The sequence below is a fragment of the Pseudomonas sp. GW821-FHT05H12 genome, from assembly GCF_059419385.1.
Genome location: NZ_JBWKRS010000027.1, coordinates 43,348 through 69,491 on the forward strand (window position 1 = coordinate 43,348; position 26,144 = coordinate 69,491).

The following is a 26,144-nucleotide window of genomic DNA, read 5'->3' on the forward strand; positions in this document are numbered from 1 at the left end:
TGACCCCTTATACGGCCATCAGGTCCTTTTCTTTTTCTTCCGTGGCCTTGGTGATCTGGGCCTCGGCATCTTTGGTCAGCTTGTCGATATCGGCAACGGCACGACGCTCTTCGTCTTCGCTGATTTCCTTGTCCTTGACCAGCTTCTTCAGGTCACCCAAGGCATCGCGACGGATGTTGCGCACGGCAACACGGGCATCTTCTGCTGCGCTGCGCGCCTGCTTGGTGAAGCCCTTGCGGGTTTCTTCGGTCAGGGCTGGCATGGAGATCAGCAGCAACTCACCCAGGTTGGTCGGGTTGAGGTTCAGGCCGGCGCTCTGGATTGCCTTGTCGACCGCGGCGAGCATGTTGCGCTCGAATGCCACGACCTGCAGGGTACGCGAGTCTTTCACGGTAACGTTGGCCACGCCGCTCAGCGGGGTGTCAGCGCCGTAGTAAGGCACCATCACGCTGCCCAGGATGCTCGGGTGCGCCTTGCCGGTACGAATCTGGCCGAATGCGTGGCTCAGAGACTCCAGGGATTTCTGCATACGCGCTTGGGCGTCTTTCTTGATTTCGTTGATCATTGTTGGCCTTCCTCGATCAGAGTCCCTTCCGCGCCGCCGTGTACGATATTCAGCAGGGCGCCGGGCTTGTTCATGTTAAATACGCGCAGCGGCATCTTGTGGTCGCGGCACAGGCAAATAGCCGTCAGGTCCATCACGCCCAGCTTGCGATCCAGTACTTCATCGTAGGTCAGATGATCGAACTTCTCGGCATGCGGGTCTTTGAATGGGTCTGCGGTGTACACACCATCCACCTTGGTGGCCTTGAGCACCACATCGGCATCGATCTCGATGGCACGCAGGCAGGCAGCCGAATCGGTGGTGAAGAACGGGTTACCCGTGCCGGCGGCAAAGATCACCACTTCCTTGGAGTTCAGGTGGCGCATGGCTTTACGACGATCATAGTGATCGGTCACGCCGACCATGGAAATAGCCGACATCACGATGGCCGAGATATTGGCGCGCTCCAGGGCGTCGCGCATAGCCAGGGCGTTCATCACAGTGGCCAGCATGCCCATGTGGTCGCCCGTGACCCGATCCATGCCGGCTGCACTCAGCGCCGCGCCGCGGAACAGGTTGCCGCCACCGATCACCAGGCCGACTTGTACGCCGATACCGACCAATTGGCCGACCTCCAGCGCCATGCGGTCGAGCACCTTGGGATCGATCCCGAACTCTTCCGAGCCCATCAGGGCCTCGCCGCTAAGCTTGAGTAGAATGCGTTTATAGCGAGCCTGATAACCACTGCCCTGCTGAGCCATTGCGAATCTCTCCTGCGGCGTATTTTTTAAAAATTCTTGGCGAGCCGTTTACGGCTTGCGTTCACTCTAGCTGGACGCTATCACAGCGCCATCGGAACACGGCTTTGTAAGCCAGTTCCGAGGGGAAGCCAAATAAAATCGGCCTTCCCATTTGAAAAGAGGCTGCGCGCGTGAGCGGGCAGCCTCTTTCGGGCGACAGTTTAAAACTGTCTTATTGCTTGGCGGCAGCCAGCTGGGCAGCAACTTCTTCAGCGAAGTTGTCGACCGGCTTCTCGATGCCTTCGCCTACTTTGAAGTAGGTGAAGGAAACGATTTCAGCACCGGCTTTCTTGGCCAGGTCGCCAACCTTGATTTCAGGGTTCTTGACGAACGCCTGCTCAACCAGGCTCGCTTCAGCCAGGAACTTGCTGATACGGCCTTTGACCATGTTCTCAACAATGTTTTCTGGCTTGCCTTTGATTTTTTCTTCGTTCAGCTGCAGGAATACAGCTTTTTCACGCTCGATCGCTTCGGCCGAAACTTCCGAAGGCAGCAGGAACTCAGGGTTGCTTGCAGCAACGTGCATAGCGATGTCTTTGGCCAGCTCTACGTCGCCGCCTTTCAGAACAACCGCTACACCGATCTTGTTGCCGTGCAGGTAGCCACCAACCACGTCACCTTCAACGCGGACCAGGCGACGGATGTTGACGTTTTCGCCAACCTTGCCGACCAGTACCAGGCGAGCGGCTTCTTGAGCTTCGATCAGAGGCTCAACAGCAGTCAGCTTGTCAGCGAATGCTTTTTCAACGCTGGCAGCTACGAATGCCTTGAAGTCGTCCTGCAGAGCCAGGAAGTCGGTCTGCGAGTTCACTTCCAGCAGAACGGCGGATTTACCGTCTTCTTTCAGAGCGATAGCGCCTTCAGCAGCGACGTTGCCGGCTTTCTTGGCGGCCTTGATGGCGCCCGAAGCACGCATGTCGTCGATGGCTTTTTCGATGTCGCCGCCGGCCTTGGTCAAGGCCTTTTTGCAATCCATCATGCCTTCGCCGGTACGCTCACGCAGTTCTTTAACCAACGCTGCAGTAATCTCTGCCATTTCAAAATCCTCTTGGATAGGTTTTCAACCATTCCACCCGATCAAACGGGCGATCAATTCTTCCCGAATCACCTTTGTAGGCTGCTGCACGTTACAGTCGCTAGGTTGCGCTGTCACAAGTGAGCGCCGACAAATGGTTTTCGAGGTGGCAAAAAGGGGGCCAAGCCCCCTTTTTGCTTACTGAGTCAACGCCAGGGCGCTATTACTCAGCGGCAGCTACCGGAGCTTCTTCAACGAACTGCTCGGTACCACCAGCAACGTGGTTGCGACCACGGATTACAGCGTCAGCCATCGAACCCATGTACAGCTGGATAGCGCGGATTGCGTCATCGTTGCCTGGGATGATGTAGTCAACGCCTTCCGGGCTGCTGTTGGTATCGACTACGCCGATAACAGGGATGCCCAGCTTGTTGGCTTCGGTGATCGCGATGCGCTCGTGATCAACGTCGATAACGAACAGTGCGTCAGGCAGACCGCCCATGTCCTTGATACCACCCAGGGAACGATCGAGCTTTTCCAGGTCACGGGAGCGCATCAGCGCTTCTTTCTTGGTCAGCTTGGCGAAAGTACCGTCTTCGGCTTGTACTTCAAGGTCACGCAGACGCTTGATGGAAGCACGGATGGTTTTGAAGTTGGTCAGCATGCCGCCCAACCAGCGGTGATCGACGTACGGCGAACCGCAACGTGCTGCTTCTTCAGCAACGATCTTGCCAGCGGAACGCTTGGTGCCGACGAACAGAATCTTGTTTTTGCCCTGGGCCAGACGCTCTACGAAAGTCAGAGCTTCGTTGAACATTGGCAGGGTTTTTTCAAGGTTGATGATGTGGATCTTGTTACGCGCGCCGAAAATGTATTTACCCATTTTCGGGTTCCAGTAACGGGTCTGGTGACCGAAGTGCACACCGGCCTTCAGCATATCGCGCATGTTGACTTGGGACATGATAGTTCCTTAATAAGTCGGGTTTGGCCTCCACGTATCCCAATGACCAACCAGCGGCATCAAGGCCTCCGGCACCCAGGTCATCGTGTCGACACGTGTGTGGATTTAAGCTTTGCGGGGTATCCCCGGAAAGCGGCGCATTTTATACCACAGCATCGACGAAAACGAAACCCGCAATCACATCTGCCGTCGACCGCTTTCACGCAAGCCCTTGAATAGAGCCCACAACCCCCTACCTTATAGAGAGAAGCGATTATCAGAGGCTCATGATTTGACGCCATCGTCTGTTAGAATCGCGTTTTTTGTGGCTTGTGCGAATTCTGTAACCTTTTGTCGCACGCCCGTAAACCGTATTGATTTCAGCGCGTCGCGCTAGAGAGAGCCTGTATGACCGTAAGTTTGAAAACCGCCGAAGACATCGCCGGCATGCGCATCGCCGGCAAACTGGCTGCCGACGTGCTGGAAATGATCGCCGAACACGTCAAGCCCGGCGTCACCACCGACACCCTGAACCAGATCTGCCACGACTATATAGTCAATGTGCAAAAGGCCATCCCTGCCCCGCTGAACTACAAGGGTTTCCCCAAGTCGATCTGCACCTCGGTCAACCACGTGGTCTGCCACGGGATCCCGGGCGACAAACCCCTGAAGGACGGCGACACCCTGAACATCGACGTCACCGTGATCAAGGACCGCTACTTCGGCGACACCAGCCGCATGTTCCATGTCGGCACTGTGCCGGTCTGGGCCGAGCGCCTGTCCCAGGTGACCCAGGAATGCATGTACAAGGCCATCGAAATCGTCAAACCCGGCTGCCGCCTGGGCGACATCGGTGAAGTGATCCAGAAGCACGCGGAAAAGAACGGCTTCTCGGTGGTGCGCGAGTTCTGCGGCCACGGCATCGGCACCGTGTTCCACGAAGAGCCACAGATCCTGCACTACGGCCGCGCCGGCACCGGCATGGAGCTGAAAGCAGGCATGACCTTCACCATCGAGCCCATGATCAACCAGGGCAAGGCCGACACCAAGGTGCTGGGCGACGGCTGGACTGCCATCACCAAGGACCGCAAGCTCTCGGCCCAGTGGGAACATACCTTGCTGGTCACCGAAACCGGCTACGAGATCTTCACCCTGCGCGCCGACGACACGATCCCGCGCACGTCGGGTGCGGCTTCGGCGTAAAGCTTGCTTAGGTTTTCCCCCACTGTGTTGTGACTGACTGATAGATAGAAAGGAAAGCCGATCGATGCCCCAGGTGGATCCCGAACTCTTCGACCGTGGCCAGTTCCAGGCCGAACTGGCGTTGAAGGCAAGCCCCATCGCCGCCTTCAAGAAGGCTATCCGCCAGGCCCGCGAGGTGCTCGATGAGCGCTTTCGCAGTGGCCGGGACATCCGCAGGCTGATCGAGGACCGCGCCTGGTTCGTCGATAACATCCTGCAAAAGGCTTGGGAGCAGTTCAGCTGGAGCGAAGACGCCGACATCGCTCTGGTGGCGGTCGGCGGCTACGGGCGCGGCGAACTGCACCCCTACTCCGACATCGACCTGCTGATCCTGCTGGACAGCGCCGACCATGAGATCTTTCGCGATTCCATCGAGCGTTTTCTCACGTTGCTGTGGGACATCGGCCTGGAAGTTGGCCAGAGCGTGCGCTCGGTGGACGAATGCGCCGAAGAGGCCCGCGCCGACCTGACCGTCATCACCAACCTGATGGAAAGCCGCACCATCGCTGGCCCCGAACGCCTGCGCCAGCGCATGCTCGAAGTCACCAGCACCGCGCACATGTGGCCGAGCAAGGACTTCTTCCTGGCCAAACGCGCCGAGCAGAAGGCCCGGCACCACAAATACAACGACACCGAATACAACCTGGAACCCAACGTCAAAGGCTCGCCCGGTGGCCTGCGGGATATCCAGACGATTTTGTGGGTTGCCCGTCGCCAGTACGGCACCCTGAACCTGCGTGCCCTGGCGGGCGAAGGCTTCCTGGTGGAAAGCGAAAACGCCCTGCTGGCCGCCTCCCAGGAGTTTCTGTGGAAAGTGCGCTACGCCTTGCACATGCTCGCCGGGCGCTCCGAAGACCGCCTGCTGTTCGACCACCAACGCTCCATCGCCACCCTGTTGGGGTTTGAAGGCGAAGACGCGAAGACCAGCATCGAAAGCTTCATGCAGCAGTACTACCGGGTGGTCATGAGCATTGCCCAGCTCAGCGACCTGATCATCCAGCACTTCGAAGAAGTGATCCTCGCTCCTGAGGACGAAGCACCACCTCAGCCGATCAACTCACGCTTCCAATTGCACGACGGCTATATCGAGGCGCGCAACGACAACGTCTTCAAACGCACCCCGTTCGCCATGCTGGAAATCTTCGTGCTGATGGCCCAGCAGCCGGAAATCAAGGGCGTGCGCGCCGACACCATCCGTTTGCTGCGGGAAAACCGTCACCTGATCGACGATGACTTTCGCAACGATATCCGCAACACCAGCCTGTTCATCGAGCTGTTCAAGTGCAAGATCGGCATCCACCGCAACCTGCGGCGCATGAACCGCTACGGCATCCTCGGGCGCTACCTGCCGGAGTTCGGCTTTATCGTCGGGCAGATGCAGCACGACCTGTTCCACATCTACACCGTGGACGCCCACACCCTGAACCTGATCAAGCACCTGCGTAAGCTGCAGTACACCCAGGTGTCAGAGAAATTCCCGCTGGCCAGCAAACTCATGGCCAAGCTACCCAAGCCCGAGCTGATCTACCTCGCCGGCCTGTACCACGACATCGGCAAGGGCCGCCATGGCGATCATTCCGAAGTCGGCGCCGTCGACGCAGAGGCGTTCTGCCAGCGCCACCAGTTGCCGCTGTGGGACAGCCGCCTGATCGTCTGGCTGGTGCAGAACCACCTGGTGATGTCAACCACCGCCCAGCGCAAGGACTTGTCCGACCCGCAGGTGATCCACGACTTCGCTGGCATCGTTGGCGATGAAACCCGCCTCGACTACCTGTATGTGCTGACGGTCTCCGACATCAACGCCACCAACCCCACGCTGTGGAACTCCTGGCGCGCCAGCCTGCTGCGCCAGCTCTACACCGAGACCAAGCGCGCCCTGCGCCGTGGCCTGGAAAACCCAGTGGACCGCGAAGAGCAGATCCGCCGCACCCAAAGCGCAGCCCTGGACATCCTGGTGCGTGGCGGCAACGACCCGGACGATGTCGAGCAACTCTGGTCGCAACTGGGCGACGACTACTTTCTGCGCCACACCGCCGGCGATGTGGCCTGGCACAGTGACGCGATCCTGCAGCAGCCGGCCGATGGCGGGCCTTTGGTGCTGATCAAGGAAACCACCCAGCGCGAATTCGAAGGCGGCACGCAGATTTTCATCTATGCGCCGGACCAGCACGACTTCTTCGCCGTGACCGTGGCCGCCATGGACCAGCTCAACCTGAACATTCATGACGCACGGGTCATCACCTCCAGCAGTCAGTTCACCCTCGACACCTACATTGTGCTCGACACCGACGGCGACTCGATCGGTGACAACCCGGTGCGGGTGAAAAAGATCCGCGAAGGCCTTACCGAGGCCCTGCGCAACCCTGACGACTACCCGACCATCATCCAGCGCCGGGTACCGCGCCAGCTCAAGCACTTTGCGTTTGCGCCCCAGGTGACCATCTCCAACGACGCCCAACGGCCGGTGACCGTGCTGGAACTCAGCGCACCGGACCGCCCGGGCCTGCTGGCACGCATCGGCGGGATTTTCCTGGAGTTCGACCTGTCGTTGCAGAACGCCAAGATTGCGACCCTCGGCGAGCGCGTGGAAGACGTGTTCTTCATCACCGACGCCGATAACCAACCGCTGTCCGACCCGGAGCTGTGCCTGCGCTTGCAGGAAGCCATCGTGCAGCAGTTGAGCGTGACCCAGGAACCCGGCGTCGAGCTCACGCGCCTGACCCTTTGAATTTTCAACTTTGTGAACACACCCTTTTGTAGGAGCCGGCTTGCCGGCGATACGGCCACCTCGGTGCCTCAGGTGTACCGAGGCGATGCCATCGCTGGCAAGCCAGCTCCTACAGGGTCTGTGTTTACCGTGATAGAGGCTTACATGAACAACGCCCTGAACCAGCTCCAGCCCTACCCGTTCGAAAAACTGCGCGCCCTGCTCGGCAGCGTCACGCCCAACCCGGACAAGCGCCCGATCGCGCTGTCCATCGGCGAACCCAAGCACACGTCCCCGGAGTTCGTCGCCAAGGCCTTGGCCGACAACCTCGACCAGATGGCGGTGTACCCGACCACCCTGGGCATCCCGGCCTTGCGCGAGGCCATTGGCGCCTGGTGCGAACGCCGTTTCAACGTGCCCAAGGGCTGGCTGGACCCTGCGCGCAACATCCTGCCGGTGAACGGCACCCGCGAGGCGCTGTTTGCCTTCACCCAGACCGTGGTCAATCGCGGTGACGACGCCCTGGTGGTGAGCCCGAACCCGTTCTACCAGATCTACGAAGGCGCGGCGTTCCTGGCCGGTGCCAAGCCACACTACCTGCCTTGCCTGGATGCCAACGGCTTCAACCCGGATTTCGATGCCGTGACGCCGGACATCTGGAAACGCTGCCAGATCCTGTTCCTGTGCTCCCCGGGTAACCCGACCGGCGCGCTGATCCCGGTCGATACCCTGAAAAAACTCATCGCCCTGGCCGACGAACATGACTTCGTCATCGCCGCCGACGAGTGCTACAGCGAACTGTACTTCGACGAACAAACCCCACCACCGGGCCTGTTGAGCGCCTGCGTCGAGCTGGGCCGCCAGGACTTCAAGCGCTGCGTGGTATTCCATAGCCTGTCCAAGCGCTCCAACCTGCCAGGCCTGCGCTCCGGTTTTGTGGCCGGCGACGCCGACATCCTCAAGGCGTTCCTGCTGTACCGCACCTATCACGGCTGCGCGATGCCGGTGCAGACGCAACTGGCCAGCATTGCAGCCTGGCAGGATGAAGCCCACGTGCTCGACAATCGTGACTTGTATCGCGAAAAATTCGACGCTGTGTTGGCGATTCTCAAGCCGGTGCTGGACGTAGAGAGCCCGGATGGCGGCTTCTATTTGTGGCCGAATGTGAAGGGCGACGACACCGCGTTCTGTCGCGACCTGTTCGTGGAAGAACACGTGACCGTGGTACCGGGCTCGTACCTGTCTCGCGAGGTGGACGGCTTTAACCCAGGCGCCGGTCGTGTACGTCTGGCACTGGTCGCGCCGTTGGCGGAGTGCGTGGAAGCAGCGGAGCGGATTCGCGACTTTATTCAACGCAGACGATGAAAGGCCGAGCCCACGCGCTCCACACATACATGGGCTTACACTCTCACACAGCATGATCAGGAACGTTCTTGTGGTCTGGACGAATAAACCAATACCTTCGTCCTACCTGACCACAGGAACAACCATGATCAGTGCAGCCGCTCATCCAGCTACTCGCTACTCACCAGCCACCACTCAAAGCGCTGACCCCACCACCGACGCGCCCGCTCTTTCAAGGCATCGGCGCAACATTGGTGAGCCTCGCAAGTACTGGCCGCAGAACAGCACGATCAAAATCGCCCTATTCGAACACGCCCCGGACAGTGAATATGCGAAGGCGGTCAAAGCAGCCGCGAGCGAGTGGTTGCCCCATATCAATCTCAAATTCGAATTCGTGGCAGGCAACAAAGGCGATGTTCGAATTGAAGCCGTCAGAAACAGCGCCGGCCACTCAGTCATCGGCAAAACGTCGAATCGCATGGGCCAGGCGATCCCGTCCATGACACTACCGACAGACCACAAGCACCCCAGGTTCGCATACGTTGTCATGCATGAGTTTGGACATATGCTGGGGGCTCATCACGCCCACCAACATCCAGACTCGAACATTCCGTGGAACAGAGATAAGACCTACGAGTACTACAAGAAAACCCACAACATGGGTAAGTCTGAAGTAGACAACAATGTCCTCCCCTTGCCCAAACGGCCGAAATACGACCTGCTTCCCTATGACGGAGACTCTATCATGCACTATGAAATCAAGCCGGACGTTACGGATGGGAGCTGGGGCCAGTCCGAAACCTGGTCGTTGAGTGACGGCGATATTGCCTGGGCGAAAAAAGCCTACCCCAAAGAACAGCCAACTGAGTCGCCAGTCACCTGATCTTGCCCAGGTTCGCCTCACTCATATCCAGATCCGCCAGCACCTCACGTAGCACGTCATCACCAATCTGGTGATGACGACTCAGACTGTACAACTCCAACCGCTGCGCCCGCAGGGCCTTGAGCCGCAATTTTCGCTCCAACAGGTCCATCTGCTGTGCCAGCGCCTGGGCTTCGGCGGAGTCGTTGAACACGTCCAATTGATGACGATATTCCGACATCAGCCGTGCCTTGAGCTCAGTGGCAAGCGCGGCTTGGGCGGCGTCCTGAGTTTCGGCGTCTGCGGGCTCTTCTGCCTCAAGCGCATGGATTGCCGCGACGGCAGTCTTCTTCCAGGCTTCGCGCACTTCCTTGTGGCGTTTTTCGTCCGGGCTCTTCTCAATGCCTCGCAGCAACAATGGCAAAGCGATACAGGCGGCAATCAGCGACAACAGAATCACCCCGGCCGCGATGAAAATCAGCAAGTCACGTTCAGGAAAAACCTGTCCAGGCGCCAGCAACAACGGCACCGACATCACACCCGCCAACGTCACCGCACCGCGCACGCCGCCGACCGTCAACAGCCAGCAGGAACGGGCGGTCGGTACCAGCGTCAATTCACTTTTCCCACGCAACCTGCGCAGTAAACCCGACAGCCGCCAGATGCTCTGCACCCAGATAAAACGCAGCACCACCAGCACCAGGAAGATCGCGACCACATCCAGGCAGCGATAAAACAGAGTTGGCCACAGTGTCGGCTCATGGCTGACCACCGCCTTGATAATGTCCGGCAACTGCAGGCCCAGCAGCAGGAAGATCAAGCCGTTGAAAGCAAACTCCAACAACGACCAGACGCTGCGGTTGAGCAAACGCGTGCTCGTCTGGCGCGGCAGCAGGTCGAGCCAGCTTTGCATCATGCCCGCTGCTACCGCCGACAAAATCCCCGACGCGCCCAAACGCTCAGCCAACACATAAGCGGCAAACGGCAGCAGCAACATGAACACCACGTGGGTCGCCGGGTCATCCCAACCCCGGGCAATCATCCACGCACGCAAACGGCCCACCAGCCAGCTCAGCGCAACCCCCACGGCCAGGCCACCGACGGCCACCAAGACAAACGTGAGGCTGGCATCGGCCAGGGAAAACACCCCGGTCAACGCCGCCGCCAGGGCGAACTTGAAGGTCACCAGGCCCGACGCATCATTCATCAATGCCTCGCCCTGCAACATGTGCATCAGCGGAGTAGGCAAACGGTTCTGGGAAATGGCGGACACGGCCACAGCATCCGTCGGCGACAAAACCGCCGCCAGGGCGAAGGCCACCGGCAGCGGGATCGTAGGCAATATCCAGTGAATGAAATAACCGGCACCGACCACCGTGAACAGCACCAGCCCCACCGCCAGCGTCAGGATCGGCCCGCGCAGCCGCCAAAGCTCTCGCTTGGGCATGCGCCAACCATCGGAGAACAACAACGGCGGCAGGAACAGAAACAGGAACAGCTCCGGGTCCAGTGCCACGTGCAACCCCAGCGTAGGCCACGCCAGCAAGGCGCCGGCGGCAATCTGCACCAGGGGCAACGGCAGAGGAATGACACGCCCGACCAGACGCGAAACGCTGACCAGCATCAGCAGAATAAGAACGGTGTAGGCGGTTTGCATAACGCGGGTTTCCCGGACAATCGACGTGCAACGACACACATACGGCAACAACTCGCCGTTGAAGTGCCATATAACCCAGCTATGTTACCCACCTGGCTGTAGCCTGACATTTGCACATAAGTCGCACGCCGGCATGACGAGCGGCACCCAAACCCGCTGGTCGTGGCATAATCCGTGACCTTCCGTTTTCACACGCTCAAAGGGGGCAATTCCTTGACCGCTTCAAGCAAAACGTTGCACCTTTTCGGCATCAAAGCCTGCGACACCATGAAAAAGGCCCGCACCTGGCTCGATGAGCACGCTGTGAGCTATGAGTTCCACGACTACAAAACAGCCGGTATCGACCGCGAACACTTGACCCAATGGTGCAACGAGCACGGTTGGCAGGTGGTTTTGAACCGTGCGGGCACCGCCTTTCGCAAACTCGAAGACGAACGCAAAGCCGATCTCGATCAGTCGAAAGCCATTGAATTGATGCTCGCGCAACCTTCGATGATCAAGCGCCCGGTGCTTGATCTCGGTGACAGAACCCTGATTGGCTTCAAGCCAGATAGTTATTCGGCGGCCCTCAAGTAGGCCAGCCCTTTCCATTTTGTAGAGGTAACAGCATGTCCAATTCCCTGTTCAGCCTGGGCTTCGGCGTCGGCACTCAGAACCGCCAAGGTGCTTGGCTGGAAGTGTTTTACGCACAACCGCTGCTCAACCCATCGGCCGAGATCATCGCCGCCATTGCACCGATCCTCGGTTACACCGAAGGCAACCAGGCGATCACCTTCACCATCAGCCAAGCACTGCAACTGGCTGATGCGCTCAAGAATGTCGATGCGACCCAATCCGCGCTGCTCAATCGCCTGGCTGAAAGCCACACGCCACTGGTCGCCACCCTGCTGGCCGAAGACGCCGCACTGACCTCCACGCCGGAGGCCTACCTCAAGCTGCACCTGCTGTCCCATCGCCTGGTCAAGCCCCACGGCCTGAGCCTGGCCGGTGTGTTCCCGCAACTGCCGAATGTGGCCTGGACCAGCCAGGGCGCCATCGACATCAGCGAACTGGCCGAACGCCAACTGGAAGCGCGCCTGCGTGGCGAGCTGCTGGAAGTGTTCTCGGTGGACAAGTTCCCGAAAATGACCGACTACGTGGTTCCGGCCGGCGTGCGTATCGCTGACGCAGCGCGTCTGCGCCTGGGCGCCTACGTGGGCGAAGGCACCACCGTGATGCACGAAGGTTTCGTCAACTTCAACGCCGGCACTGAAGGCCCGGGCATGATCGAAGGCCGTGTATCGGCTGGCGTGTTCGTCGGCAAGGGCTCGGATCTGGGCGGCGGTTGCTCCACCATGGGCACCCTGTCGGGTGGCGGCAACATCGTGATCAAGGTGGGCGAAGGCTGTCTGATCGGCGCCAACGCCGGTATCGGTATCCCGTTGGGCGACCGCAACACCGTGGAATCGGGCCTGTACGTCACCGCTGGCACCAAGGTTGCGCTGCTGGACGAGCAGAACCAACTGGTCAAGGTGGTCAAGGCACGCGAACTGGCCGGCCAGCCGGACCTGCTGTTCCGCCGCAATTCCGAGACCGGTGCTGTGGAGTGCAAAACCCACAAATCGGCCATCGAACTGAACGAAGCGCTGCACGCTCACAACTAAGCAGCCACTCGATGCCACTAGCGGGCCCCTACCCCGGGGCTCGCTTATACGAGTCTTTATCACCATGCTTGTGCCCTCTCCCTGGCGCGCCGACTTTCCGGCCATCGCCACCCTGCAACGGCAAGACCAGACCTACCTGGACAACGCCGCCACCACACAAAAACCCCAAGCCCTGTTGGATGCCATCAGCCATTACTACGCCAATGGCGCAGCCAATGTGCACCGTGCCCAGCATTTGCCAGGGGCTCACGCGACTCAGGCGTTTGAAGACAGCCGCAGCAAGGTCGCGCAGTGGTTGAATGCAGGTGACAGCGGGCAAATCGTGTTCACCCACGGCGCGACGTCGTCGCTGAACCTCTTGGCCTATGGCCTTGAGCACTTATTCAATGCGGGCGATGAGATTGTCATCAGCGCCCTGGAGCACCACGCCAACCTGCTGCCCTGGCAGCAACTGGCCAAACGCCGCGCGCTGAACCTGGTGGTATTGCCCCTGGGTGAAGACGGCGTGATTGACCTTGCCGCCGCCGCCGAACTGATCGGCCCGCGCACGCGCCTGCTGGCGGTGAGCCAGTTGTCCAACGTGCTCGGCGCCTGGCAGCCACTCGACGCCCTGCTCGCGCTGGCCCAGCCACATGGCGCACTGACCATCATTGACGGTGCCCAGGGCATCGTCCATGGCCGTCACGACGTACAGGCCCTGGGGTGCGACTTCTATGTCTTCTCCAGCCACAAACTCTACGGGCCGGACGGCGTCGGCGTGCTGTTTGGTCGCAACGAAGCCCTGCATCACCTGCGCCACTGGCAGTTCGGGGGCGAGATGGTGCAACAGGCCGACTACCACAGCGCCAGCTTTCGCCCGGCGCCCCTGGGTTTCGAAGCCGGCACGCCGCCGATCGCCAGCGTAATCGGCCTGGGGGCCAGCCTGGACTACCTGGGTTCGCTGGACCAAAACGCAGTGATCACCCACGAAGCCGCCTTGCACGACTATTTGTTGCGCGGGCTCAAAGCGCGCAATGGCGTGCAGGTACTCGGAGCGCCACAGGTGGCCTTGGTCAGTTTTGTGGTCGAGGGCGTGCACAACGCTGATCTCGCCCACCTGCTGACTGAGCAAGGCATTGCCGTGCGGGCCGGTCATCATTGTGCGATGCCGTTGCTCAAGGCGATGCAGCTGTCGGGGGCGATTCGTGTGTCCCTGGCGCTGTACAACGACTCCGACGATCTGGAGCGTTTCTTTGAAGCGCTGGATCAAGCGCTGGATATGCTGCGATGAGTTTGCCGGTGGATGCAGTGGCAGCGCTTGAAGCCTTCCAGGCTGTCGGCAGTTGGGAACAGCGCGCGCGGATGCTGATGCAATGGGGCGAACGTCTGCCGGCCCTGGCCGACGGGGATAAAGTCGACGCCAACCTGGTGCAGGGCTGTGAAAGCCTGGTCTGGTTGGTGGGGCACTTGCAGGATGGCCGTTGGCAGTTTGCTGCCGCCAGCGATGCACGGATGATTCGCGGGTTGGTGGCGCTGTTGCTGGCGCGGGTCAATGGGTTGACGGCCGCTGAGTTGCAGGCTGTTGATCTGCCGGACTGGTTCAACCAGCTGGGGCTTTCCCGCCAACTGTCGCCGTCCCGCAGCAATGGCCTTAACGCGGTCCTGCAGCGCATGCGAGCGTTGGGCCATACATAAAAACAAATGTGGGAGCTGGCTTGCCTGCGATAGCGGTGGATCAGTCAACATTTTCAGTGACTGACATACTGCAATCGCAGGCAAGCCAGCTCCCACATTTTGAATATGTGCAGGGCAGCGAAATCTAAGCGGGTTTGGTTCGCTCCGACGGCCTACGCACCCCGGCAACGATCTTGTCCACCGCCTTGGTCGCCGCGACCATGCCAAACGTCGCCGTCACCATCATCACCGCGCCAAACCCACCCGCGCAGTCCAGCTTCACCCCATCCCCGACAAAACTCTTCTGCAAGCAGATGCTGCCATCCGGCTTGGGATAGCGCAGTTGCTCGGTGGAAAACACACACGGCACGCTGTAATGGCGGGTCACGGTGCGCGAGAAGCCGTAGTCGCGGCGCAGGGTTGAGCGCACTTTGGAAGCCAACGGATCGTTGAAGGTACGGTTGAGGTCACACACCTGGATCAACGTCGGGTCGATCTGCCCGCCGGCGCCCCCGGTGGTGATGATCTGGATCTTGCGGCGCTTGCACCAGGCAATCAGCGCCGCCTTGGCGTTGACCGCGTCGATGCAGTCGATCACGCAGTCGATGTCTGGCGTGACGTATTCGGCCATGGTGTCGCGGGTCACGAAGTCCGCGACCGCGTGCACCGTGCAATCCGGGTTGATGCCGCGCAGGCGCTCAGCCATCACCTCGACCTTGGGTTTGCCCACGGTGCTGTCCAGGGCATGCAACTGGCGGTTGCTGTTGCTGACGCAGACGTCGTCCAGGTCAAACAGCGAAATCTCGCCCACCCCGCAACGGGCCATGGCTTCCGCCGCCCAGGAGCCCACGCCGCCGACGCCGACGATCGCCACATGGGCCGCTTTCAAGCGTTCCAGGCCTTCAATGCCATACAAGCGGGCGACGCCTGCAAACCGTGGATCTTCTGTACTCATGACCATTACCCCAAAAACCGGCGCGCATTATGGACTACAGAGCGACAAGTTCGAAGCGACAAGCTACAAGTAAAGAACTTAGATGGCCTTTCGCTGACTAATGTCCGGTTTTTCTCTGCTTGCTGTACGGTCAGGGAAGGGCCGGTGTAGGATGCGCGCCGTTCGGCGCAGGCCGACACCTCTTTTCGTTCCACACCCTTTGGAACCCGAAATAGCCATGGCATCGCGTAAATTTGGACTCAACCTGGTGATCGTGCTGGCAATCGCCGCGCTGTTCACCGGCTTCTGGGCGCTGATCAACCGCCCGGTCACCACCCCCAACTGGCCTGAACAGATCTCCGGGTTTTCGTACTCGCCGTTCCAACAAGGCCAGTTCCCACAGAAAGACCAATACCCGACCGACGATCAGATGCGCCAGGACCTGGCGATCATGAGCAAGCTGACGGACAACATCCGTACCTACTCGGTTGACGGCACCCTGGGGGACATCCCCAAGCTGGCGGAAGAATTCGGCCTGCGAGTGACCCTGGGGATCTGGATCAGCCCGGACCTGGAACGCAACGAACGTGAGATCCAGCGCGCCATCGAAATCGCCAACAGCTCGCGCAGCGTGGTGCGGGTGGTGGTCGGCAACGAAGCGTTGTTCCGCGAAGAGATCACCCCCGAAGCGCTGATCGTGCTGCTCGACCGGGTGCGCGCCGCCGTGAAAGTGCCGGTGACCACCTCCGAGCAATGGCACATCTGGGAAAAGAACCCGCAACTGGCCAAGCACGTCGACCTGATCGCCGCGCACATCCTGCCGTTCTGGGAATACATCCCGATGGACAAGGCCGGCCAATACGTACTCGACCGTGCCCGAGACCTGAAAAAACTGTTCCCGAAAAAGCCCTTGCTGCTGTCGGAAGTGGGCTGGCCGAGTAACGGCCGTATGCGCGGTGGGAACGAAACGTCGCCAGCCGACCAGGCCATTTACCTGCGCACGCTGGTGAACAAGCTCAACCGCCAGGGCTACAACTACTTCGTGATCGAAGCGTTCGACCAGCCGTGGAAGGTCAGCGACGAAGGTTCTGCCGGCGCCTACTGGGGCGTGTACAACGCCGCGCGCCAGCAGAAATTCAACTTTGAAGGCCCGGTGGTTGCGATCCCGCAATGGCGCGTACTGGCCATCGGCTCGGTGGTACTGGCACTGCTGTCGCTGACCCTGCTGATGATCGACGGCTCGGCCCTGCGCCAGCGTGGCCGTACCTTCCTGACCTTTATCGCGTTCCTGTGCGGTTCGGTGCTGGTGTGGATCGGCTACGACTACAGCCAGCAATACAGCACCTGGTTCAGCGTGACCGTGGGTATCTTGCTGGCACTCGGCGCCCTCGGCGTGTTTATCGTGCTGTTGACCGAAGCCCATGAACTGGCTGAGGCGGTGTGGACCCACAAGCGCCGGCGTGAATTCCTGCCGGTTGAAGGGGATTCGGATTACCGCCCGAAAGTGTCGATCCACGTGCCGTGCTACAACGAGCCGCCGGAGATGGTCAAACAGACCCTCGACGCCCTGGCAGCACTCGATTACCCGGACTACGAAGTCCTGATCATCGACAACAACACCAAGGACCCGGCTGTTTGGGAACCCGTGCGTGATTACTGCGAAACCCTCGGCCCGCGCTTCAAGTTCTTCCACGTCTCGCCCCTGGCCGGTTTCAAGGGCGGCGCGCTGAACTACCTGATCCCGCACACCGCCAAGGATGCCGAAGTGATCGCGGTGATCGACTCGGACTACTGCGTGTCGCCGAACTGGCTCAAGCACATGGTGCCGCACTTCGCCGACCCGAAAATCGCCGTGGTGCAGTCGCCGCAGGACTACCGCGACCAGAACGAAAGTACCTTCAAGAAGCTCTGCTACGCCGAATACAAGGGTTTCTTCCATATCGGCATGGTCACCCGCAACGACCGGGACGCGATCATCCAGCACGGCACCATGACCATGACCCGTCGCTCGGTGCTCGAGGAACTGGGCTGGGCCGACTGGTGTATCTGCGAAGACGCCGAACTGGGCCTGCGCGTGTTCGAGAAAGGCCTGTCGGCGGCGTATTACCACGACAGCTACGGTAAAGGCCTGATGCCGGATACCTTTATCGACTTCAAGAAACAGCGTTTCCGCTGGGCGTATGGCGCGATCCAGATCATCAAGCGCCACACCGCCAGCCTGCTGCGCGGCAAGGACACCGAGCTGACCCGTGGCCAGCGCTACCACTTCCTCGCGGGCTGGCTGCCGTGGGTGGCGGACGGCATGAATATCTTCTTCACCGTGGGCGCGCTGTTGTGGTCGGCGGCGATGATCATCGTGCCAACGCGGGTCGACCCGCCGCTGCTGATTTTCGCGATCCCGCCCTTGGCGTTGTTCGTGTTCAAGGTGGGCAAGATCATCTTCCTGTACCGCCGCGCCGTGGGCGTGAACCTCAAGGACGCGTTCTGCGCGGCCCTGGCGGGCCTGGCGTTGTCGCACACCATCGCCAAGGCGGTGCTGTACGGCTTCTTCACCAGTAGCATTCCGTTCTTCCGTACACCGAAGAACGCCGACAACCACGGCTTCTGGGTCGCGATTTCCGAAGCCCGGGAAGAGATGTTCATCATGCTGCTGCTCTGGGGCGCGGCACTGGGGATCTACCTGGTGCAAGGCCTGCCCAGCAATGACATCCGCTTCTGGGTGGTGATGCTGCTGGTGCAGTCGCTGCCGTACGTGGCGGCGCTGATCATGGCGTTCCTTTCGTCGCTGCCCAAACCCGCAGCGACGCCGGCGCCTGAACCGGCCGTGTAAAAACTTGCGCAATGCACTAAACGGCGGCCTCTGGCCGCCGTTTTGCTATAAGATAACGGCCGTTTTGTGGGTCTTAGCCGAGCGCTGCTCTCTGTGGGAGCTGGCTTGCCTGCGATGCAAACGCCGCGGTTTGGCAGGTAGACCGTGGCGATGCTATCGCAGGCAAGCCAGCTCCCACATTGGATCTGCGTTGTTTCAAGTCCACATGCGTCCTGCGCCCATTACACGCTTCCGGAGCTTTCCATGACGGCCCATGCCGACCTTTCGCCGACCCTTCAACTTGCCATCGACCTGATCCGTCGCCCCTCGGTCACGCCGATCGACGCCGATTGCCAGAAGCTGATGATGCAGCGCCTGGGCGACGCCGGTTTTGCGCTCGAGCCGATGCGCATTGAAGACGTGGACAACTTCTGGGCCACCCACGGCAAGCACGAAGGCCCGGTGCTGTGCTTTGCCGGTCACACCGACGTGGTGCCCACCGGCCCGGTCAAGGCCTGGCAGAACGACCCGTTCGACGCACTGATCGATGAAAACGGCATGCTCTGCGGGCGTGGCGCGGCAGACATGAAGGGCAGCCTGGCGGCCATGCTCGTGGCGTCGGAGCGTTTCGTCACCGACTACCCGGACCACCGCGGTTCGGTCGCGTTCCTGATCACCAGCGATGAAGAAGGCCCGGCGCACCATGGCACCAAAGCCGTGATCGAACGCCTGGCAGCCCGCAAGGAGCGCCTGGACTGGTGCATCGTCGGCGAGCCATCGAGCACCACACTGGTGGGCGATGTGGTCAAGAACGGCCGTCGCGGCTCCCTCGGCGCTACCCTGACCGTACGCGGTGTGCAGGGCCACGTGGCCTATCCGCACCTGGCGAAGAACCCGATCCACCTGGCTGCACCGGCCCTGGCTGAACTGGCGGCCGAGCACTGGGATGACGGCAATGCCTTCTTCCCGCCAACCAGTTTTCAGATCTCCAACCTCAATTCCGGCACCGGCGCGACCAACGTGATCCCGGGCGATCTGACGGCGGTGTTCAACTTCCGTTTTTCCACCGAGTCCACCGTCGAAGGCCTGCAGCAACGCGTTGCGGCGATTCTCGACAAGCACAACCTGGACTGGCACGTGGAGTGGGCGCTGTCGGGCCTGCCGTTCCTCACCGAACCCGGTGCCCTGCTGGACGCCGTTTCGGCCAGCATCAAGGCGGTCACCGGCCGTGAAACCAAGGCGTCCACCAGTGGTGGCACCTCCGACGGGCGTTTTATCGCCACCCTCGGCACCCAAGTGGTCGAGCTGGGCCCGGTCAACGCGACGATCCACCAGGTCAACGAACGCATCCTGGCCAGCGACCTCGATGTGCTGACCGAAATCTACTACCAGACCCTGATCAAGTTGCTCGCCTGATGCTCGCCTGCCCCCTTTGCAGCGCCCCGCTCAACGCGGTGGACAACGGTGTGGCCTGCCCGGCCGGGCACCGTTTCGACCGCGCGCGCCAGGGCTACCTGAACCTGTTGCCGGTGCAGCACAAGAACAGTCGCGACCCGGGTGACAACCTGGCGATGGTGGAGGCGCGCCGCGACTTCCTCAACGCCGGGCACTACGCCCCGGTGGCCCAACGCCTGGCGGAACTGGCCGCCGAACGCGCACCGCAGCGCTGGGTCGACATCGGCTGTGGCGAGGGTTACTACACCGCCCAGATCGCCGACGCCCTGCCCCAGGCCGATGGCTACGCGCTGGACATCTCCAAGGAAGCGGTCAAGCGGGCCTGCAAGCGCAACCCGGCGCTGACCTGGTTGATTGCGAGCATGGCCCGCGTGCCGTTGGCGTCAGGCAGTTGCCAGTTTCTGGCCAGCGTGTTCAGCCCGTTGGATTGGGAAGAGGCCAAACGCCTGCTCAGCCCTGGCGGTGGTTTGATGAAGGTCGGCCCGACCAGTGGCCACCTGATGGAACTGCGCGAGCGTTTGTACGACGAAGTGCGCGAGTACACCGACGACAAGCACCTGGCCCTGGTCCCAGAGGGCATGAGCCTGGCTCACAGCGAGACGCTAGAGTTCACCCTGAGCCTGGCCGAGCCTGCAGACCGCGCCAACCTGCTGGCCATGACGCCCCACGGCTGGCGGGCCAGCGCCGAGCGCCGCAACGAAGTGATCGAGGCCGCCGAACCACTGAAGGTCACGGTGTCGATGCGCTACGATTATTTCGTGCTTCAATAACCGACTTTTCCGCGAATGGATTTTCGAATCCCGCAACGAGGAACATCCATGCGCCAACCTGATATCGAGATTTACCTGAAGGACGCCGACGTCGACCACAAGGCCATTGCCGCCTGGCTGGGCGCCGCTCTGGGCCCGTGCTCCGACTGGGTCCAGAAAGGCCAGACCTACAAGTGCAAGGCCGGCAGCGTGCCCGTCACCTGGCTGCCGAAAGCGGTAGGCAAATGGAACAGCCTGTACCTGGAAAGCGACCAGACGCCGTGGGACGACGACATCGCCTGCGCCCGCGCTGCGTTTGCTGCGCTGAACGTTGAAGTGCGTTGCGCGCCGGGGACCTGGGTCGAGGAAGAAGGTGAAGAAAGCGCCGACACCTGGGTTCGCATCAGCGCCGACGGTGAAGAGCAGATCACCTGGAAAACGGCCTGACCTGACACCACAAAGCCGATCAATGTGGGAGCCGGGCTTGCCCGCGATGCAAGCACCTCGGTCTGTCAGGCAGACCAGCGTGATGCTATCGCAGGCAAGCCAGCTCCCACACAAGCCGGCTCCTACAGTTTGATTGGGTTACCACAGTAGAATTTGGTTAGCCTTACAGCCCCACCACATCCTCAGCCTGCAAGCCCTTCTCGCCGGTCACCACGGCGTACTCCACCTGCTGGCCTTCAGCCAGGGAACGGTGGCCCTCACCGCGAATGGCGCGGTAGTGCACGAACACATCCTTGCCATCCTCGCGCTGAATAAAGCCATAGCCCTTTGCATCGTTGAACCACTTCACATTGCCGGTTTCGCGCGTTGCCATCTGTTTTGCTCCCACATGCTTTTTATTGTTGAGTCAGTCGCATTGAACTGCCGAGTATATGACAGGCTCAAAAAGCTTCAACTCAAGTTTATTTAGCCGCTTTTTTGCCGATTTTCGGCGAATACGGCACACTACCCGCCCGAGCATCTGCTCGGTTTTTTCCACTTGAAGCAGCACGCCTATGACCCGCTCCCCGTTCCGCCGTCTGGTGTTTGGCACCTTGCGCCGACTGTTGTACCTCTGGGTTCGCTCGGAGACGATCAACCAGTCGTCCCTAACCCTTAACCTGGACCGCAGCCGGCCGGTGTTCTACGTCCTGCAATCGCCCTCCCTCACCGAACTGGCGGTGGTCGATGCCGAGTGCACCAAGGCCGGCCTGCCGCGCCCGGTGTTGCCGGTGTCAGTCGGCCCGTTGATGGAACCGGCGGCGTTCTTCTACCTCACGCCGGAGCCCGACTGGCTCGGCCGCCAGGACAAACGCGGCGCACCGCCCACCCTGACCCGGCTGGTCAACACCCTGACCGAGCACGCCGAAGAGAATGCACAAATCATTCCGGTCAGTGTGTTCTGGGGCCAGTCACCCGAAAGCGAGTCCAGCCCGTGGAAGCTGCTGTTTGCCGACAGCTGGGCCGTCACCGGGCGTCTGCGCCGCTTGTTGAGCATCCTGATTCTGGGTCGCAAGACCCGCGTGCAATTCTCTGCGCCTATCAACCTGCGTGAATTGATCGAGCACAATAAAGGCCACGAACGCACCGTGCGCATGGCCCAGCGCATCCTGCGCGTGCACTTTCGTAACCTGAAAACCGCCGTAATCGGTCCCGATTTGTCCCACCGTCGCAACCTGGTGAAAGGCTTGGTCAACATGCCACTGGTGCGCCAGGCCATTGCCGACGAGGCCGAGCGAGAAAAAATCAGCCCGGAAAAGGCCAAGGCCCAGGCCCTGCGCTACGGCAACGAGATCGCCTCGGACTACACCTACACCGCGATCCGCTTCCTGGAAGTGGTGCTGAGTTGGTTCTGGAACAAGATCTACGACGGCATCAAGGTCAATAACATCGAAGGTGTGCAAAAGGTTGCCCAGGGTTACGAGGTCATCTACGTGCCTTGCCACCGCAGTCACATCGACTACCTGTTGCTGTCCTATTTGCTGTTCAAGAACGGCCTGACCCCGCCGCACATCGCCGCCGGGATCAACCTGAACATGCCCGTCATCGGCAGCCTGCTGCGCCGTGGCGGTGCGTTTTTCATGCGCCGCACCTTCAAGGGCAACCCGCTGTACACCTCGGTGTTCAACGAATACCTGCACACCTTGTTCACCAAGGGCTTTCCGGTGGAATACTTCGTCGAAGGCGGGCGTTCGCGCACCGGGCGCATGCTGCAACCGAAGACCGGCATGCTGGCGATTACCCTGCGCAGTTTCCTGCGTTCCTCGCGCATGCCCATCGTGTTCGTGCCGGTGTATATCGGCTATGAGCGCGTGCTCGAAGGCCGTACCTATCTCGGCGAACTGCGGGGCGCGAGCAAGAAGAAAGAATCGATCTTCGATATCTTCAAAGTGGTCGGCGCCCTCAAGCAGCGGTTTGGCCAGGTTGCGGTCAACTTCGGCGAACCGATCAAGCTGGCAGAGTTCCTCGACGCCGAGCAGCCAGACTGGCGCGCCCAGGAGCTGGGCCCGAACTACAAACCGGCCTGGCTGAATGAAACCACCAACCGCCTCGGCGAACAGGTGGCGCGCCACTTGAACGAAGCCGCGGCGGTGAACCCGGTCAACCTGGTGGCGCTGGCGCTGCTGTCCACCACCCGCCTGGCCCTGGACGAACAGGCCATGGCGCGCCAGCTTGACCTGTACCTGGCCCTGCTGCGCCGTGTGCCCTATTCGCCCCATACCACCTTGCCCGAAGGCGATGGCCTGGCGCTGATCAAGCATGTGAAGGACATGGACCTGCTGTCGGAGCAAAGTGATGCTCTGGGCAAGATCCTGTACCTGGACGAACAAAACGCCGTCCTGATGACCTACTACCGCAACAACGTGCTGCACATCTTTGCCCTGCCGGCGTTGCTGGCGAGCTTCTTCCAGAGCAGCTCGCGCATGAGTCGCGAACAGATTCTGCGTTACACCCACGCGTTGTACCCGTACCTGCAATCGGAGCTGTTCATCCGCTGGTCGCTGGACGAGTTGGACACAGTGATCGACCAATGGCTGGAAGCCTTTGTCGAGCAAGGTCTGCTCCGTTTCGAAAACAACGTGTACCTGCGCCCGGCGCCCAGTTCGCGGCACTTTGTGTTGCTGACCCTGCTGTCCAAGAGCATTGCCCAGACCCTGCAACGCTTCTACATGGCGATCTCGTTGCTGCTCAACAGTGGCCAGAACAGCATCAGTGCCGAAGAGCTGGAAGACCTGTGCACGATCATGGCCCAACGCCTGTCGATCCTGCATGGCCTGAACGCGCCGGAATTCTTCGACAAGAGCCTTTTCCGACATTTCATCCAGACCCTGCTGGAGCAAGATGTACTGCGCCGCGATGAAGCCGGCAAGCTGAGCTACCACGACCTGCTCGGCGAACTGGCCGAAGGCGCGGCCAAACGCGTGCTGCCCGCCGAGATTCGCCTGTCGATTCGCCAAGTGGCGTTGCATCGCGTCGACGGTGCTGCCGAAGCGCCGGTGGAGCCCGAAGCGCCCAAACCTGAAGAAAGCCGCTAGATTGAATAAGGCGTCGGGCGGTTTCCGACGCCGTTGACAAGGAGCTGTAGCATGAAAAAGATCATTCTCCTCGGCCTCACGGCCCTGCTCGGAGCCTGCCAATCGATGAACCCTGCGCCGAAAGCCAGCCTCGACGGCGAAGTGTTCTACCTGCAACGCATCGCCCTGCCACCCGCGGCCACCCTGAGCGTGAGCCTGCAAGACGTGTCGTTGATGGACGCGCCGGCCGTGACCCTCGCCGAACAGAAAGGCCCGGTCAAAGGCCAGGTGCCGCTGCCGTTTCACTTGAGCTACGACCCTGCCCAGGTCAAGCCAGGCCACAGTTACTCGGTGAGCGCTCGCATCGAGCTGGATGGCAAGCTACTGTTTATCACCACCGAGCGGCACGCTGTGCAGCTCAACGGCCAGGACCCACAACCGCTGCGCCTGCGGGTTGACGCCGTCGCGCACTGACACTTTCCAGTACACCCGATCAAAAGGAAGCGCCCATGCTCCGTAACTCCCTTCGCCTCACTGCCCTGTGTGCCGGCCTGCTGCTCGGTGCCAACGCCATGGCCCTGGACCTTGGCAGCCTGTCCCAGGGCGACGCCTCTGGCGGCCTCAAGGACGCACTGACTCAAGGCGCGCAGATCGCCGTGAAACAACTGGGTGTGCCCGGTGGTTTCAGCAACAACCCTGAAGTGAAGATCGGCCTGCCAGGCAAGTTGGGCAAAGTGGCCGACAAGCTGAAGATGTTCGGCATGGGTGACCAGGTCACGCAACTGGAAACCAGCATGAACAAGGCGGCTGAATCTGCCGTGACCCAGGCTCAGCCGATCCTGGTCAATGCGGTGAAAAACATGAGCGTGACCGACGCCAAGGGCATCCTCACCGGAGGCCAGGACTCGGCAACCCAATACCTGAACAAGAGCAGCCGCGAAGAGATCCGCGCCAAGTTCCTGCCCATCGTCAAGGCAGCGACCGACAAGGTCGGCGTGGCCCAGCAATACAACGCCCTGGCCGGCAAGGCTGCGGCCTTTGGCGCAGTGGATGCCAAGAGCGCCAACGTCGAGAACTATGTAACCGAACAAGCGCTGGACGGCCTGTTCAAGATGATTGCCCAACAGGAAGAAACCATTCGCAAGAACCCGGCGGCGGCAGCCACCAGCCTGGCGAAAAAGGTGTTTGGCGCGCTATAAGCGCCCTACCCTTTCACTGCGCCCAGATCGCTGACCACGGATCTGGGCGCAGTTGTTTCAGACGATCCGTTTAGCGATTAATCGAAAACAGCGGGTACGAAGGTCGGTGGGGATAGGCCTGCCCGGCATCGGGGTAGGGCTTGCCGTGACCAGGCTTGCAGTGATGGCCGTGACCGTAGCCTGGCTGGGTTGGATGTGGGCGGTGATGATGTCCAGGCCCCCCATACCAAGGCCTCTGTGGGTTAGCAGGCTCAAAGCCCTTGTGTGGCAGGTTGTTCCCAAGCAAGGCCCCGAGAAACGCGCCTTTGATTTCTGCAATCACCTTGAAAATCGTCATGTGATACTCCATACACTCAATGAAATAGGCCGGCTCGCCACTGGCGAGGTCCAGGCCTGTGCCTGTCCATCAGGCGAGTCTGAGTGGAGTGCCACGGGCAAACGTTCCGAACGCCCTGACGCCCGTTTGCATCTGCATGTAAAACCGCACAAAGCGGCTTCAGTGAAAAACCGAGTCGGCCAGCCGGCCCATCATGAGTGTGGCAAAGCAGCAAATCGCCACGGACGTCGCGCGGTTGATCTTCAACGGCGTCAGCCACGCCTTCTGAATACCTTCGAACCGACTGCCCAACAGGATCCAAGCCGTCCCTACCGGTATCACCACCAACGCGAGCGTCAGCATGAAGCCCGCATACCCTTGCAGCGTGGCAAATGCGTTTATCGGTGCGATAAACGAAACAATCAGCAGGCCTTTGGGGTTCATCACTGTCAGCCAGAAAAAGTACAGCCCGCTGAAACGATCCCTTCCAGGATCGCTGTCGCCACTTTTTCGCTGCCATAACTTGAACGAGACATACAGCAAGTAACAGGCCGCGACCAACTGGGTGAGCTTCAACGCCCACGGCGAGTAGGTTGCCAGGTACAGCAGCGCCACGCCCCACACGGAGACCTGGAGCAGGTACGCCAGGCATTCGACAAGCACCAGCCGCCACGACGCCCGATACCCGAACAACACCCCGGCGCGAAACAACAGGGTATTGGTCGGGCCGGGGGCAAGCAGCAACAACAGCAGGGCTGAAACGGTGGCCAGCATG

24 protein-coding genes are annotated in these 26,144 nt (G+C 60.6%); 15 read left to right on the top strand and 9 right to left on the bottom strand.

The features are described from left to right. Positions 1 to 7: 7 nt before the first annotated feature. From frr to rpsB, 4 genes are all read right to left on the bottom strand, one after another. Positions 8 to 565, bottom strand: coding sequence for a ribosome recycling factor (frr, locus tag AC07SU_RS21795; RefSeq protein WP_016974404.1), 558 nt, complete (start codon positions 563 to 565; stop codon positions 8 to 10). After that, a complete protein-coding gene (gene pyrH, locus AC07SU_RS21800) occupies positions 562 to 1,305 on the bottom strand; it encodes a UMP kinase (RefSeq protein ID WP_003189161.1) in 744 nt (247 codons plus the stop codon). The genes frr and pyrH overlap by 4 nt, the downstream gene beginning before the upstream one ends. Positions 1,306 to 1,516: 211 nt before the next feature. Next, positions 1,517 to 2,380, bottom strand: a complete 864-nt coding sequence (tsf, locus tag AC07SU_RS21805; RefSeq protein WP_176994690.1) for a translation elongation factor Ts — start codon at positions 2,378 to 2,380, stop codon at positions 1,517 to 1,519. 202 nt (positions 2,381 to 2,582) lie between these two features. Beyond that, positions 2,583 to 3,320 (bottom strand): 30S ribosomal protein S2, encoded by a 738-nt coding sequence (gene rpsB, locus AC07SU_RS21810; RefSeq protein WP_003189158.1) that lies wholly within the window; start codon positions 3,318 to 3,320, stop codon positions 2,583 to 2,585. 387 nt (positions 3,321 to 3,707) lie between these two features. On the opposite strand from rpsB, the gene map reads away from it, so the two are divergent. The 4 genes from map to AC07SU_RS21830 all read left to right on the top strand — a co-directional run bounded on the left by map (position 3,708) and on the right by AC07SU_RS21830 (position 9,475). Next, on the top strand, positions 3,708 to 4,502 hold the full coding sequence (map, locus tag AC07SU_RS21815; protein ID WP_176994689.1) for a type I methionyl aminopeptidase: 795 nt from the start codon (positions 3,708 to 3,710) through the stop codon (positions 4,500 to 4,502). A 64-nt stretch (positions 4,503 to 4,566) separates the two neighbouring features. Then, complete coding sequence (locus tag AC07SU_RS21820) at positions 4,567 to 7,269, top strand: [protein-PII] uridylyltransferase (RefSeq protein ID WP_494998196.1); 2,703 nt, start codon at positions 4,567 to 4,569, stop codon at positions 7,267 to 7,269. Between the two features lie 144 nt (positions 7,270 to 7,413). Then, positions 7,414 to 8,613 (top strand): succinyldiaminopimelate transaminase, encoded by a 1,200-nt coding sequence (gene dapC, locus AC07SU_RS21825; protein WP_494998197.1) that lies wholly within the window; start codon positions 7,414 to 7,416, stop codon positions 8,611 to 8,613. Positions 8,614 to 8,737: 124 nt separating this feature from the next. Next, positions 8,738 to 9,475 (top strand): M12 family metallopeptidase, encoded by a 738-nt coding sequence (locus AC07SU_RS21830; protein WP_494998198.1) that lies wholly within the window; start codon positions 8,738 to 8,740, stop codon positions 9,473 to 9,475. On the opposite strand, the gene AC07SU_RS21835 is transcribed toward AC07SU_RS21830, so the two are convergent. Further along, entirely contained in the window at positions 9,468 to 11,111 is a 1,644-nt protein-coding gene (locus AC07SU_RS21835; RefSeq protein ID WP_494998199.1) for a Na+/H+ antiporter, read from the bottom strand. The two genes, AC07SU_RS21830 and AC07SU_RS21835, sit on opposite strands and share 8 nt — an antisense overlap. A gap of 267 nt (positions 11,112 to 11,378) precedes the next feature. Here AC07SU_RS21835 and AC07SU_RS21840 point away from each other — a divergent pair, with 267 nt between their 5' ends. From AC07SU_RS21840 to AC07SU_RS21855, 4 genes are all read left to right on the top strand, one after another. After that, a complete protein-coding gene (locus tag AC07SU_RS21840) occupies positions 11,379 to 11,687 on the top strand; it encodes an arsenate reductase (RefSeq protein WP_494998224.1) in 309 nt (102 codons plus the stop codon). A 32-nt stretch (positions 11,688 to 11,719) separates the two neighbouring features. After that, entirely contained in the window at positions 11,720 to 12,754 is a 1,035-nt protein-coding gene (gene dapD / locus AC07SU_RS21845; protein WP_494998200.1) for a 2,3,4,5-tetrahydropyridine-2,6-dicarboxylate N-succinyltransferase, read from the top strand. A 64-nt stretch (positions 12,755 to 12,818) separates the two neighbouring features. After that, positions 12,819 to 14,024, top strand: coding sequence for an aminotransferase class V-fold PLP-dependent enzyme (locus AC07SU_RS21850; protein WP_494998201.1), 1,206 nt, complete (start codon positions 12,819 to 12,821; stop codon positions 14,022 to 14,024). Beyond that, positions 14,021 to 14,428, top strand: coding sequence for a SufE family protein (locus AC07SU_RS21855; protein ID WP_494998202.1), 408 nt, complete (start codon positions 14,021 to 14,023; stop codon positions 14,426 to 14,428). The genes AC07SU_RS21850 and AC07SU_RS21855 overlap by 4 nt, the downstream gene beginning before the upstream one ends. A gap of 124 nt (positions 14,429 to 14,552) precedes the next feature. Here the strand turns inward: AC07SU_RS21855 and tcdA are convergent, their stop codons facing one another. Then, complete coding sequence (gene tcdA / locus AC07SU_RS21860; protein ID WP_494998203.1) at positions 14,553 to 15,362, bottom strand: tRNA cyclic N6-threonylcarbamoyladenosine(37) synthase TcdA; 810 nt, start codon at positions 15,360 to 15,362, stop codon at positions 14,553 to 14,555. Positions 15,363 to 15,579: 217 nt separating this feature from the next. Between tcdA and AC07SU_RS21865 the strand changes: the two genes are divergently transcribed. From AC07SU_RS21865 to AC07SU_RS21880, 4 genes are all read left to right on the top strand, one after another. Beyond that, entirely contained in the window at positions 15,580 to 18,171 is a 2,592-nt protein-coding gene (locus tag AC07SU_RS21865; protein ID WP_176999391.1) for a glycosyltransferase, read from the top strand. A gap of 243 nt (positions 18,172 to 18,414) precedes the next feature. Next, complete coding sequence (gene dapE / locus AC07SU_RS21870) at positions 18,415 to 19,566, top strand: succinyl-diaminopimelate desuccinylase (protein ID WP_494998204.1); 1,152 nt, start codon at positions 18,415 to 18,417, stop codon at positions 19,564 to 19,566. Beyond that, positions 19,566 to 20,375, top strand: coding sequence for a putative RNA methyltransferase (locus AC07SU_RS21875; RefSeq protein WP_494998205.1), 810 nt, complete (start codon positions 19,566 to 19,568; stop codon positions 20,373 to 20,375). Before dapE ends, AC07SU_RS21875 begins: the two co-directional genes overlap by 1 nt. Positions 20,376 to 20,423: 48 nt before the next feature. Beyond that, entirely contained in the window at positions 20,424 to 20,801 is a 378-nt protein-coding gene (locus AC07SU_RS21880) for a hypothetical protein (RefSeq protein WP_176999388.1), read from the top strand. Between the two features lie 163 nt (positions 20,802 to 20,964). Here the strand turns inward: AC07SU_RS21880 and AC07SU_RS21885 are convergent, their stop codons facing one another. After that, complete coding sequence (locus tag AC07SU_RS21885; protein ID WP_003219353.1) at positions 20,965 to 21,174, bottom strand: cold-shock protein; 210 nt, start codon at positions 21,172 to 21,174, stop codon at positions 20,965 to 20,967. A 181-nt stretch (positions 21,175 to 21,355) separates the two neighbouring features. Here AC07SU_RS21885 and plsB point away from each other — a divergent pair, with 181 nt between their 5' ends. Genes plsB through AC07SU_RS21900 form a run of 3 tightly spaced genes read left to right on the top strand, consistent with a single transcriptional unit; the run spans position 21,356 to position 25,053 of the window. Beyond that, positions 21,356 to 23,875 (top strand): glycerol-3-phosphate 1-O-acyltransferase PlsB, encoded by a 2,520-nt coding sequence (plsB, locus tag AC07SU_RS21890; protein ID WP_494998206.1) that lies wholly within the window; start codon positions 21,356 to 21,358, stop codon positions 23,873 to 23,875. Between the two features lie 51 nt (positions 23,876 to 23,926). Further along, positions 23,927 to 24,328 carry a YbaY family lipoprotein gene (locus AC07SU_RS21895; protein ID WP_494998207.1) on the top strand — a complete coding sequence of 134 codons (402 nt, stop codon included), beginning with the start codon at positions 23,927 to 23,929 and terminating at the stop codon, positions 24,326 to 24,328. A gap of 35 nt (positions 24,329 to 24,363) precedes the next feature. Further along, positions 24,364 to 25,053 carry a DUF4197 domain-containing protein gene (locus AC07SU_RS21900; protein ID WP_176999385.1) on the top strand — a complete coding sequence of 230 codons (690 nt, stop codon included), beginning with the start codon at positions 24,364 to 24,366 and terminating at the stop codon, positions 25,051 to 25,053. A gap of 70 nt (positions 25,054 to 25,123) precedes the next feature. Here AC07SU_RS21900 and AC07SU_RS21905 read toward each other — a convergent pair whose 3' ends face one another. Both AC07SU_RS21905 and AC07SU_RS21910 read right to left on the bottom strand, forming a co-directional pair. Further along, positions 25,124 to 25,390 carry a hypothetical protein gene (locus AC07SU_RS21905; RefSeq protein ID WP_494998208.1) on the bottom strand — a complete coding sequence of 89 codons (267 nt, stop codon included), beginning with the start codon at positions 25,388 to 25,390 and terminating at the stop codon, positions 25,124 to 25,126. A gap of 159 nt (positions 25,391 to 25,549) precedes the next feature. Next, positions 25,550 to 26,143, bottom strand: coding sequence for a LysE family translocator (locus AC07SU_RS21910; RefSeq protein WP_494998209.1), 594 nt, complete (start codon positions 26,141 to 26,143; stop codon positions 25,550 to 25,552). Between the last annotated feature and the right edge of the window lies 1 nt (position 26,144).

Bases quoted from the DNA above. Each gene is read 5' to 3' on its own strand.
- map (WP_176994689.1), top strand. From the start codon at position 3,708: ATGACCGTAAGTTTGAAAACCGCCGAAGACATCGCCGGCATGCGCATC.
- AC07SU_RS21865 (WP_176999391.1), top strand. From the start codon at position 15,580: ATGGCATCGCGTAAATTTGGACTCAACCTGGTGATCGTGCTGGCAATC.
- AC07SU_RS21905 (WP_494998208.1), bottom strand. From the start codon at position 25,390: ATGACGATTTTCAAGGTGATTGCAGAAATCAAAGGCGCGTTTCTCGGG.
- tcdA (WP_494998203.1), bottom strand. From the start codon at position 15,362: ATGAGTACAGAAGATCCACGGTTTGCAGGCGTCGCCCGCTTGTATGGC.
- AC07SU_RS21880 (WP_176999388.1), top strand. From the start codon at position 20,424: ATGCGCCAACCTGATATCGAGATTTACCTGAAGGACGCCGACGTCGAC.
- AC07SU_RS21910 (WP_494998209.1), bottom strand. From the start codon at position 26,143: ATGCTGGCCACCGTTTCAGCCCTGCTGTTGTTGCTGCTTGCCCCCGGC.
- tsf (WP_176994690.1), bottom strand. From the start codon at position 2,380: ATGGCAGAGATTACTGCAGCGTTGGTTAAAGAACTGCGTGAGCGTACC.
- AC07SU_RS21885 (WP_003219353.1), bottom strand. From the start codon at position 21,174: ATGGCAACGCGCGAAACCGGCAATGTGAAGTGGTTCAACGATGCAAAG.
- pyrH (WP_003189161.1), bottom strand. From the start codon at position 1,305: ATGGCTCAGCAGGGCAGTGGTTATCAGGCTCGCTATAAACGCATTCTA.
- dapE (WP_494998204.1), top strand. From the start codon at position 18,415: ATGACGGCCCATGCCGACCTTTCGCCGACCCTTCAACTTGCCATCGAC.
- AC07SU_RS21875 (WP_494998205.1), top strand. From the start codon at position 19,566: ATGCTCGCCTGCCCCCTTTGCAGCGCCCCGCTCAACGCGGTGGACAAC.
- AC07SU_RS21830 (WP_494998198.1), top strand. From the start codon at position 8,738: ATGATCAGTGCAGCCGCTCATCCAGCTACTCGCTACTCACCAGCCACC.
- dapC (WP_494998197.1), top strand. From the start codon at position 7,414: ATGAACAACGCCCTGAACCAGCTCCAGCCCTACCCGTTCGAAAAACTG.
- dapD (WP_494998200.1), top strand. From the start codon at position 11,720: ATGTCCAATTCCCTGTTCAGCCTGGGCTTCGGCGTCGGCACTCAGAAC.
- AC07SU_RS21820 (WP_494998196.1), top strand. From the start codon at position 4,567: ATGCCCCAGGTGGATCCCGAACTCTTCGACCGTGGCCAGTTCCAGGCC.
- AC07SU_RS21840 (WP_494998224.1), top strand. From the start codon at position 11,379: ATGAAAAAGGCCCGCACCTGGCTCGATGAGCACGCTGTGAGCTATGAG.
- AC07SU_RS21835 (WP_494998199.1), bottom strand. From the start codon at position 11,111: ATGCAAACCGCCTACACCGTTCTTATTCTGCTGATGCTGGTCAGCGTT.
- AC07SU_RS21900 (WP_176999385.1), top strand. From the start codon at position 24,364: ATGCTCCGTAACTCCCTTCGCCTCACTGCCCTGTGTGCCGGCCTGCTG.
- AC07SU_RS21850 (WP_494998201.1), top strand. From the start codon at position 12,819: ATGCTTGTGCCCTCTCCCTGGCGCGCCGACTTTCCGGCCATCGCCACC.
- frr (WP_016974404.1), bottom strand. From the start codon at position 565: ATGATCAACGAAATCAAGAAAGACGCCCAAGCGCGTATGCAGAAATCC.
- AC07SU_RS21855 (WP_494998202.1), top strand. From the start codon at position 14,021: ATGAGTTTGCCGGTGGATGCAGTGGCAGCGCTTGAAGCCTTCCAGGCT.
- plsB (WP_494998206.1), top strand. From the start codon at position 21,356: ATGACCCGCTCCCCGTTCCGCCGTCTGGTGTTTGGCACCTTGCGCCGA.
- AC07SU_RS21895 (WP_494998207.1), top strand. From the start codon at position 23,927: ATGAAAAAGATCATTCTCCTCGGCCTCACGGCCCTGCTCGGAGCCTGC.
- rpsB (WP_003189158.1), bottom strand. From the start codon at position 3,320: ATGTCCCAAGTCAACATGCGCGATATGCTGAAGGCCGGTGTGCACTTC.